Origin of the sequence: Ligilactobacillus ruminis DSM 20403 = NBRC 102161, assembly GCF_900113455.1 — a bacterium.
Lineage (GTDB): Bacteria > Bacillota > Bacilli > Lactobacillales > Lactobacillaceae > Ligilactobacillus > Ligilactobacillus ruminis.
This window is the reverse complement of the sequence record NZ_FOPI01000049.1, coordinates 1-8,671: the sequence shown is the minus strand read 5'-3', so window position 1 is coordinate 8,671 and position 8,671 is coordinate 1. Positions and strand designations below refer to the sequence as shown.

Genomic DNA, 8,671 nt, shown 5'->3' with positions numbered 1-8,671 from the left:
CCTGATCGTGATCCTTTGAAAGAAGTTGTAGAATTTCCTCTTGATTTAAGGTAATATTTAATTGAGCCATTGTTCATCCTCCTAGTATTTTTAGTTTTTTTGGTTAATTTAAATTATACCTGGGAGATGAGCACTTGGCTCTCTTTTTTTTATCAATTTACACCATTATACGGGCATAACCCCGAAATCGGTGCGCGCGGAGGCAAAAGTAGACAAAAATTGATTAAAATGCCTGAAATTTGTCTACCGACCAGACGAAGACAGCGCGTGCAGATCAGAAAACAGACCTGACTCAGTCTTCCGTACCAAAACCGCACTCCCAGAAATAATAAAAGCAAGCGTGCACGTTTCGATCCGTGGTACACTATACCCATGTGGAGGAACAAAGAGGAAACAATGAGAAAGATATTTATTATTGAAGATGAACAAGATATCATTCAGTCCGTTCATGATGAACTGAAAAAGTGGGGATACGACGTGACCGGCGTTTCGGACTGGGACAACATGATAGCGGAAGTCAAGGAAGCCGATCCCGTTTTGATTTTGATGGACATTACGCTTCCGATGTATGACGGTTTTTACTGGACGCAGCAGATCAGGTCCTTTTCACAGGTGCCGATTATTTTTATTTCGGCCGCCGATTTTGATCAAAATGCCGTGAGGGCGCTGATGATCGGTGCGGATGATTATCTGGTCAAGCCGTTTGCGATGGATCTTTTGACGGCGAAGGTTCAGGCCGTGCTTCGCCGTGTAAATGCAGTGCAGGAAAAGAGTCTGGAAAAATTTGGCTGCGAACTCAATTTGTTGACCAACGATCTGGATTTTCAAGGAGAAAGCGTCAGACTGACACCGACTGAGGGGCTGATCATGAAGCTGCTCATGCTGAATGCAAACCAGACGGTCAGCAAGAAGAAAATGATTTCGGCATTGTGGCAAGGAAACAACTTTATCGACGAAAATGCGCTAAACGTCAACTTGAGCAGGTTGCGCGGCAAGCTTTCGACTCTTGAAGGACCGCTCCAGATTACGACGGTCAGGGGCCAGGGCTATCGCTTGGAGGAAAAATTATGATCAAGAAATATTTGGCGGACTGCTGGTCGACATTGATCGTATATTTGTTTTGCGTGGCTGTCTTTGCGCTTTTTTGCGTGCTTTATGATTTGAAATTAAGTTTGCTCGGCGACTTCGTGCGTTTTACCTGGCTCGTAGCGGTCGGTGCTGCATTTTTTAAAACCGTGCGGACGTTTCGAATTCTCAGACGCGTTGAAAATGGCAATATTGACGAATCTTTTGGCAGGACGCTCGTTGAAAGAGAATTCTTGCGCAAGCTGAGTGAAGAAAAGGACAATCTTAATCAGCGCGCGCAAAAACTTGAGCAGGAGTTCAAAGAGCGTTACGATTATCTGATCGTCTGGAGTCATGAGATGAAGACGCCGCTGACGGCACTGAAGCTGATGGCCGATGCGGCGGATGTCGTGGACAGCGCACGCGTGCAAAAGCAGGTTGATAATGCCGAATATCAGTTGAATCTGTTGCTTAATTATGAGCGCTTGTCAGATTTTAACCATGACATCGAGTTCGTTTCGATTGATCTGCTTGAGCTCGTGCAGCAGATTTTGCGCGAAAACATGACGTTTTTCGTCGACAAAAACCTGACGCTTGACGTGGCGGTGCCGCATGAAAAGCTTTTGACCGACAAGAAGTGGATGTCATTCATCTTGGAGCAGATTTTGGTTAATGCCAGCAAATACAGTGCTCCGCATCAGCAGATCATGATTGGGTACAACGATGGCGTGCTTTTCATCCAAGATGAAGGAATCGGCATTTCGCAATCCGATCTGCCAAAAATCTTTGAAGCAGGATTCACCGGAGAAAACGGCAGAAAGCACGGTGCCGCAACTGGAATGGGGCTTTATATCGTCAAACGGGTCAGCGAATTTTTGAAGATCGACGTTGCGGTCGATTCAAAACTGGGAGCGGGGACCGTTGTCAGACTGGATTTGAATCGGATTCTGGATTTATAAAAAATAACAAACTGTAAGGTTCCTGTCGCACATGTAACTATGATTGCGTTGGGAATCTTTTTATAATAAAGGAGTAATGAAACAGGAGGGATGAAAAATGAGTATTTTAGTGTTGAACCATATCAGTAAATCATTCGGCAAAGGGGACAGTCAAGTTACCGCATTGCGCGATATCAGATTCAGCGTTGAAGAAGGGGAATATGTTGCCATCATGGGGGAATCCGGTGCCGGCAAATCGACGCTTTTGAATATCATCGCAACGCTTGAAACGGCAACGGGCGGTCAGATCACGCTCAATAATCAGGATCTGTCAAAGCTCAAGGAAAAGGAAAAAGCAGCGTTCAGACGTCAGCATTTGGGATTTGTCTTCCAAAATTTCAACTTGCTTGACACGTTCAACAATCGAGACAACATCTTTTTGCCGCTCGTTTTGAACAAAGTATCGCATAAGGAAATGGAAAAGCGCCTTGAACCTTTGGCAAAGGAGCTTGAAATTGAGCAATTGCTCGATCGTTATCCGTACGAAATTTCCGGTGGTCAAAAACAGCGCGTGGCAGCCGCCAGAGCATTGATCACGAAACCTGATCTGCTGTTGGCCGATGAACCGACCGGAGCGCTCGATTCTCAAAATACGAAGCGCCTGCTTGTGTTGTTTGACAGAGTCAATAAGCAGGGACAGACGATTCTGATGGTTACTCACAGTTCGCAGGCCGCAAGCTATGCCAACAGAACGCTGTTTATCAAGGACGGAATCATTTATCACGAGCTTTACCGCGGGGACATGTCGCAAAAAGACTATGCTAAAAAGATTTCGGACAGCATGACCGTTTTGACGGCTGAATAAGGGGGAAAAAGGGATGTTGAAACTTAAACTTGCAAGACAGACCATCAGCAAAAACTTGCAGATTTATTTGCCGTTCCTTTTGGCAAATGCAGTGCTGGTCGGAATCAACTACATTTTCTTTTCAATGACGACGAATAAAAGTCTTGAAAAGCAAAATTACGGATCCGGTCTGATTCAGCTGATGAACATCGGACTTGTCTTCACCCTGGCAATCACTTTCTTCTTCATGATCTACATCAACGGCATCGTCAGTCGCCGTCGGAATCACGAACTTGGTCTTTACAGCATTTTGGGGATGACAAGATCTGATCTTGGAAAAATGATTTTTTTCATTGATGCGATCATGTTTGCCGCAAGCTCATTTCTGGGACTTGTTTTTGGAGCAACTTTCGTCAAATTCGTCGGACTCGGGTTGAAAAAATTGCTTGAGATGGAACGCTTGAATGTGCCGGTGTTCAGCTCTGTCGCAGCTATCATCTGCATCGGATATTTTGCAGCCGTGTATTTTATATTGCTCTTGGGCGATTTGTGGCGCTTGCGCTCGGTCAACCCGCTTGACTTGTGGAAAGCAACCAATAGGCGAGAAAAAGAACCGCGCGGCTCATGGGTCTTCGGAATTGCGGGCGTTGTCGCGCTTTGCACCGGATATGCGATTGCAGTCAGAATGAAAGTTTCAATGGATGCCGTCACGAGCTTCATGTTGGCCGTTGTTCTTGTCGTAATCGGAACTTACCTGGTTTTCATCGCATTTTCGATCATTTTCTTGAAGATGCTCAGAAAAAACAAAAACTTCTATTATAGGCGCAATCACTTCATTTCCGTTTCAGGGATGATCTATCGAATGAAGCAAAACGGTGCAAGTCTTGCTTCGATCTGCCTGCTTTTGACGACGGCGCTTGTTGCAATCGTGACGACCGGAACCTTGCGCCTCTCGCAAGAAGCAACGCTCAAGCTTTACAATCCGTACGACGTGGTGATGACCAAGAAAACGCCAATCAGTCATTCCGACAAAATGATGATTCAAAGCAAGGCAAAGGACAATCATGTCATGGTCGGAAAATACGTCAACATGATGATGACAGAACCAATTTATGGCAATTTTTCAGGCAGCACTTATTCTGTCAGCAAGACAGTTGACATGAGCACCGAAAATCAGTTGTTTGCAGTGCCGGTAGCCGATTACAACCGAATTCAAAAGCAAAACGTGCATTTGGCAAAAAACGAGATTCTGATGTGCTCTTCAAAGGGCGGATATGACAAAAACCGCCTCACGATCAAGGGGAAAACTTACAAGGTACGTCATATTGACAGTTTTGACTTCTACTTCGATTATCAACGGACAATCTTTAAGCCAATCTTCGTTTTTGCAAAAGACAAGACGGTTTGCGAGCAGATTTCCGGAAAATGGCTTTATGCAATGGGGTACGATATTTCCGGAAAGAAATCTGACTTGAAAAAATATACGACGGGACTGGAAAACAAGTTCACGACGATCGTTAAAAAGAAAAACAGCCAAGGAACTTATATGGATTCTTTCGCGGATCGCCCATCGGTTTCAGAAGTGTTCAATCAGCTTTTTGGCGGATTGCTTTTTATCGGAATCTTCGTCAGCATCGTCATGCTGATCGCTACCGTCGTCGTTATGTACTACAAACAGGTTTCGGAAGGCTACGCAGATCGCGATCGCTTCAAAACGATGCAGCAGGTCGGATTAAGCAGAGAAGAAACAAAATCAGCCATCAACAGTCAGGTTTTGACCGTCTTCATGCTCCCGATCATCGGTGCGGCCGTTAACGTCGGCTTTGCGATTCCGGCCATCCAGAAGATGCTGGTCTTCTTGGCGATGTACGACAAGTTGCTGCTCACCAAGTTTGGAATTGTTTCTTTAGCAGTAACGTTCCTTGGATACGTGGCAGTCTACAAGCTGACGACAAACGTCTATGAAAACATTGTAAACAGATGATGAGCAAAAGACCGCATGGGGATGCGGCCTTTTTTGATTTTTGATGTATAAGAAGCCATTCTTTTTAAATGCAGCACACGCTCAATCAGTACGTCAAGAAGTGATTACGGACAAAGTGCTGTTTTGGAGCTGTTTGTCCGTAAAAATAAGCAGAAACTGGATGCCATTGCGCATCCCAGCGCGCGGAGGCAAAAGTAGACAAAAACCGAACAAAATGCCTTAAATTTGTCTACCGACCACTAAAAATGGTCCGCGCATCCCCGAAAGTAGGCCAAAAAATTGGAAAAATAGTCTATCAGGGCGGCCAAATTAAGTTCCCGCAACTATCCCAACAAGACTGCACCGCCCCAAATGCCTCCCCGCAGCTCCAACACTTGCCGCCCCTAACACTCTCTCCCAAAATATGCACAAAAAAGCCGCAGCTCCCACGCTGCGACTTCTCAAAATTATCTATTTTTCCACCCAGCCGCCGTCGATCGGGACGTTTGCGCCATGAATGTAGTCGGCCCGCGGGCTCGCCAAAAACAGCGTCAATTCTGCCACTTCTTCAGGTTTGGCCCAACGGCCAGCTGGCGTTTCTTCTGCAACTTGCCTGGCCATGTGAGCATCTCCTGCAAAATCGGCGGCATTCATCGGCGTGTTGATGGCGCCGGGTGCGATGCTGCAGGCACGGATGCCGCTTTTGGCATAATCGTAGTCAAGCTGTTTGGTGTAGCCGATGATGGCATGTTTGGCCGCCGTGTATGCCGCCCCGCCACCGCCGGCTACCATGCCTGCGATTGAAGCCATGTTGATGATGACACCGTGCGATTGTTTCAGCATGGACGGCAGCACTGCATTTGTCAGGCGAAAGATGCTCTTCAAGTTCGTGTTCATGATCTTGTCCCACAACTCTTCATCGGTTTCCAAGGTGGGTTTATATGCATCAAGGATTCCGGCCGTGTTCAGCAAGATTTCGCATCCCCCTAGAAAATGCAGAGCCGCATCAGCAAACTGCTTGACTTGTTCAAGTTCGGTGACGTCGCAGAGCTTGAAACGAAACGTTTGCGGAAAACGTCGTTTCAGGTTTTTGACTGCTTCGTTATCGTTGATGTCGCCTCCGAAAACAAAGGCGCCCTCGAGCAGAAATTTTTCCGCTTGAGCGCGCCCGATTCCGGAAGCAACGCCAGTGACGATGACTGAAACGTTTTTAAATTCCGGATAATTTTTCATCATTCAACGATCTCCCAGTCATCTGCCAAGACGTCGCATGAAGTCGGCATAAATTGTGAAAGCGCCGGTTTTTCCTTGGTTCTGATCATAAGATAAGGATTGATTTCTTCGCCGTTCAGCGTGTCGCCGGAAACGACGAAGACATATTCTTCACAGTCGCCCCAGCCTTTTGTGCGGACGGCTTTTTTGCCTGCTTTGAGCTGCGGTAGAATTTCTTCAAAAGTCATGTTTGTTCCTTTCTTCGGAATTATTCGGTCAAGTCAACGACTTTGCTGATTCCGTAGACGATGATGGCCCCGATTGCCATGGAAATGAGTTCGCCGATTCCGACCGTCAGATAGGTCATCCAAAACGGTGCCTTGCTTACGAAATAAAGTTCCAAAGCAACGCTCCATGACATGAGGGCACAGATGATTACGCAGATTGCAAGTTTCTTCGGAACGGATTCGACGTTTCGGGTCAAGTAGTAGCTGAGACTCGTCATCACGAGCGTTCCGAGCGAACCGAAGATGACGTCGACCACTCCGAGCGGCGAAGTCAGGTTGGCGATTGCGCATCCGAGCGTCACGGCCCAGATATAGCGCTTGTTGAACACGGACAAGTTGTTGAACAATTCCGACAGGCGCAGCTGGACGGCACCGAAACTAAACGGTGCAAGCAATAAGGTAATGGCAACATAAAGGCCTGCAACCACGCCCGCTTTGGCGAGATTTGCGACCTTGCTTTGAGTATTTGACATAACGATAACCTCGTTTCTAGTTTTTTATTACGGTGGGATGTTTGCGAACCACCGCGTGATTGCTCACGAATATATAGTATATAGAGGCAAAGGCCATTTTGCAAGTTTTGTTCAAGCACAGTTTGATGTATTTTGCAATAACTTTCAAGCAATGTTCACAACGATGTATTAAAATAAGTCATATTATAGCGTATTACAGTTGATTACAGGTTAACAAAGGCTGTCTTTGCCCCCTAAGATTGAGACAGTCTTTGAAAAGGGAGGATTTATTTATTGACGAAAAAAAGAGTACAAAGCACCAATCGGCATACGAAACTTGCTGTTAGTCTCATGACGTTTCTTTCTGCCGGATGCTTGATGACGATTCCGGCAAATGCAGAGACGGTACAGCCTAATGCGGTTCCCAGCGGCCGAGACGTCGAAATCGACAGTCAGGGGAAAGTAACGGATTTTGCAAAAGAATATACTGAAGTCAAGGCGCCATTTTTAAATCTGATGCGAAGTTCAGACACGTGCGATGTTTTCGGAATCGGCGACGGACGCTATACGCACGGGGATGCGATCGACGTTGCGTCATACCAGAGCGGCTTGACGCTTAATGACTACAAGCAGCTCAAGGCAAAGGGAATCAAGACGGTAATCGTCAAAGTTTCGCAAGGCAGGGGTTATCTTAATCCTGCTGCTTCAAACCAGATCAGAAATGCCATTCAGGCAGGGCTGAAGGTTGCGGTTTATCATTATGCGACTTTCAACAACTCCGGCAGCGGCTGGAATGAGGGCAACCACATGGCGGATTGTCTGAGAAAGCTCGGTCTTGGACCGAATACGCTGATTTTTGCGGATATGGAAGACAGAGCAACGTTGAACAATCAGGTCAAAAACGGTCTTAATTCGTTTTGGCGCACATTGAACAATGCCGGCTATCGCAATCATGCGGTTTATGTTTATGCTGGCTACAAGTATCGGGATGCTGTCGTTTCAACGGTCGGCAAGTCCAGAACGTGGCTGGCTCAATATCCGTTCACGCCTTCAAGGGGCGGCTATTATGAAAGACAATGGCGCAATCAAGGATACGGTGCATGGCAGTTTGCTTCGACCTCGCGGATGCCGTGGAAATGGTGGTTCGGGAATCTCGATCTTTCGACTGACTTCAACGGCTTGCTGACGAATGCTCCTTCAACTTCTGTTTCAAACGGTTGGTTCGGAAACAGGTATTACGTCAATGGAAATGCAGTAACCGGCCAAAGGCAGATCAACGGCAAATGGTATCTGTTCGACAAAAACACTGGCGCAATGAAGAACGGTTTGCAGTGGGTGGCAGATCAAAAGAAGACTTGCTATTACGCATCAAACGGGCAAATGCAGTACGGCCAGCAATGCATCAACGGCAAGTGGTACTTGTTTGACAAGAACACGGGCGCAATGAAGACCGGTTTGCAGTGGGTTGCAGATCAAAACAAAACCTGCTATTACGCTTCGAACGGTCAGATGCAATACGGTTCGCAAAAAATCGGCAATTATTATTGCTATTTCGATCCGTCGACCGGTTCGATGCATCATGGCTGGCTGACGCTTAACGGAAAGAAATATTATTACGACAAGAATGGTCACAAGGTTTTCGGCGAACAAACGATTGACGGTTCAAAATGTCTCTTTGACAAAAATACCGGCGAATTGAAATCGCAAAGCAAGCCAAACGTAATCGTCAAGCCGGTGGCTTCCAGCGGTTGGAAGACCGTCAACGGCAAGACGTTCTATTATTCAAAGGGCAAGGCAGTCACGGGGCAGCAGCATATAGGCGGCAAGTGGTACTTGTTCGACAAGAACACTGGCGCGATGAAGACCGGGTTCCAATGGATATCAGATCAGCGCAAGACCTGCTATTATAA

8 protein-coding genes and 1 riboswitch are annotated in these 8,671 nt (G+C 46.6%); of the genes, 5 read left to right on the top strand and 3 right to left on the bottom strand.

The window, feature by feature from the left end:
* The first annotated feature begins 396 nt into the window (after nucleotides 1-396).
* The 4 genes from BMZ95_RS10270 to BMZ95_RS10255 all read left to right on the top strand — a co-directional run bounded on the left by BMZ95_RS10270 (nucleotide 397) and on the right by BMZ95_RS10255 (nucleotide 4,831).
* Nucleotides 397-1,071 carry a response regulator transcription factor gene (locus tag BMZ95_RS10270; protein ID WP_046922313.1) on the top strand — a complete coding sequence of 225 codons (675 nt, stop codon included), beginning with the start codon at nucleotides 397-399 and terminating at the stop codon, nucleotides 1,069-1,071.
* Nucleotides 1,068-2,024 (top strand): sensor histidine kinase, encoded by a 957-nt coding sequence (locus BMZ95_RS10265; protein WP_046922312.1) that lies wholly within the window; start codon nucleotides 1,068-1,070, stop codon nucleotides 2,022-2,024. The genes BMZ95_RS10270 and BMZ95_RS10265 overlap by 4 nt, the downstream gene beginning before the upstream one ends.
* Before the next feature lie 97 nt (nucleotides 2,025-2,121).
* Nucleotides 2,122-2,868 carry an ABC transporter ATP-binding protein gene (locus BMZ95_RS10260; RefSeq protein WP_046922311.1) on the top strand — a complete coding sequence of 249 codons (747 nt, stop codon included), beginning with the start codon at nucleotides 2,122-2,124 and terminating at the stop codon, nucleotides 2,866-2,868.
* Between the two features lie 13 nt (nucleotides 2,869-2,881).
* Nucleotides 2,882-4,831 (top strand): FtsX-like permease family protein, encoded by a 1,950-nt coding sequence (locus tag BMZ95_RS10255; protein ID WP_046922310.1) that lies wholly within the window; start codon nucleotides 2,882-2,884, stop codon nucleotides 4,829-4,831.
* A 450-nt stretch (nucleotides 4,832-5,281) separates the two neighbouring features.
* On the opposite strand, the gene BMZ95_RS10250 is transcribed toward BMZ95_RS10255, so the two are convergent.
* Genes BMZ95_RS10250 through BMZ95_RS10240 form a run of 3 tightly spaced genes read right to left on the bottom strand, consistent with a single transcriptional unit; the run spans nucleotide 5,282 to nucleotide 6,782 of the window.
* Entirely contained in the window at nucleotides 5,282-6,046 is a 765-nt protein-coding gene (locus tag BMZ95_RS10250; protein WP_004563740.1) for a 3-oxoacyl-ACP reductase, read from the bottom strand.
* Nucleotides 6,043-6,270: a DUF2829 domain-containing protein gene (locus BMZ95_RS10245; protein ID WP_039122331.1), complete on the bottom strand. Its 228-nt coding sequence runs from the start codon at nucleotides 6,268-6,270 to the stop codon at nucleotides 6,043-6,045. The genes BMZ95_RS10250 and BMZ95_RS10245 overlap by 4 nt, the downstream gene beginning before the upstream one ends.
* A gap of 20 nt (nucleotides 6,271-6,290) precedes the next feature.
* Entirely contained in the window at nucleotides 6,291-6,782 is a 492-nt protein-coding gene (locus BMZ95_RS10240) for a QueT transporter family protein (protein WP_046922309.1), read from the bottom strand.
* Between the two features lie 10 nt (nucleotides 6,783-6,792).
* A riboswitch (PreQ1 riboswitch) is annotated at nucleotides 6,793-6,840 on the bottom strand.
* 215 nt (nucleotides 6,841-7,055) lie between these two features.
* Here BMZ95_RS10240 and BMZ95_RS10235 point away from each other — a divergent pair.
* A partial coding sequence (locus tag BMZ95_RS10235) for a GH25 family lysozyme (RefSeq protein ID WP_225357389.1) occupies nucleotides 7,056-8,671 on the top strand: 1,616 nt, incomplete at its 3' end.